Below are 1,221 nucleotides of genomic sequence, written 5' to 3' on the forward strand. Positions count from 1 at the left end.
CGCGATTCGACAGAAGTAAACTCAGGTTGGTTTCAATAAAGCACTGAACTTTTTCATGTAATTGGTAGGATTCAAATTCTTCAATAGTGTCCAGCTCTTTCAAAGTGTCTTCCATCACCACTTCAAAATAGCCATAGAGAATCTTCTCTTTACTTGGAAAGTAATTGTAGATCGTCGCATCACCCACTTCTGCAGCTTTTGCGATTTTCCTCATTGAGACATTTTTAAAACCGTCCTCTGACATTAAATCGACCGCCGCATCAATAATTCTGCGCCTAACCTCAGCCTTTTTATCTTTCATTTTCATATCAAACTACCAAAACCGAAAACACTACGATTAAAATATGATCAAAATGACATTTTGTCTATAGTATTTTCATATATTGTATTTCATGTCTGCTATTTACAGATCGCTAAAATGCAATTCATCACCAACACAACGATGAAACAATCCAATCAAATACCTAACAAAATGATGACATTAGATATCTCCGGCTATGCAACAATTCACACCATCACCTACAGTTTGAATTAGTCACAAACTGTGTTTATCCCTAATTGAGACTCATGAGCCATTTGCTCTAGCCCGCTTTTAGCGGGCTTTTCTTTTTTCAGCACACTGAAGCTGTCGAAAAATTCTTCACTCCACAATCAAAATCTGCGCAAACGCTTTTCGAAAACACTCTAAATCTTGAGTTCTGGTTTACCTGTCACGAATGCGGTGGTCTAATACGGATGAACGCTTAATTTATTGGAAACCATTCATGTCAAAAGAAAACCAGCCGACTCTGTTCTTTTTCGATTACGAAACCTGGGGGACCAGCCCCGCTAAAGATCGACCTAGCCAGTTTGCCGGAGTTCGCACAGACATGGATCTGAATATCATAGGTGAACCGCTTGTCATTTATTGCCAGCCTCCCTCTGATTACCTCCCTTCGCCTGAAGCCGCGCTTATTACTGGAATCTCTCCACAAACAGCTGTGAGTAAAGGGCTACCCGAGCCTGAGTTCATTAAAAAGATTCACGATGAACTTTCTACGCCAAATACCACAAGCCTTGGTTACAACAGTATTCGATTTGATGACGAAGTCTCTCGCTATACTCTTTATCGAAACTTTTATGACCCGTATGCCTGGAGCTGGCAGCACGGAAACTCTCGATGGGATTTGCTGGACGTAATGCGAGCCTGTCACGCACTTCGACCTGAAGGTGTGAACTGGC

Annotated in this window: 2 protein-coding genes; one reads left to right on the forward strand and one right to left on the reverse strand. The window is 41.4% G+C overall.

Translation table 11 applies throughout. The annotated features are described in order from the left end of the window. The coding region (locus tag RH89_RS15400; protein WP_004403872.1) for a TetR/AcrR family transcriptional regulator at positions 1 to 307 on the reverse strand (307 nt) is incomplete at its 3' end. A gap of 457 nt (positions 308 to 764) precedes the next feature. Here RH89_RS15400 and sbcB point away from each other — a divergent pair. Beyond that, the coding region (sbcB, locus tag RH89_RS15405; RefSeq protein ID WP_004403874.1) for an exodeoxyribonuclease I at positions 765 to 1,221 on the forward strand (457 nt) is incomplete at its 3' end.

The sequence above is a fragment of the Vibrio nigripulchritudo ATCC 27043 genome, assembly GCF_000222685.1.
Lineage (GTDB): Bacteria > Pseudomonadota > Gammaproteobacteria > Enterobacterales > Vibrionaceae > Vibrio > Vibrio nigripulchritudo.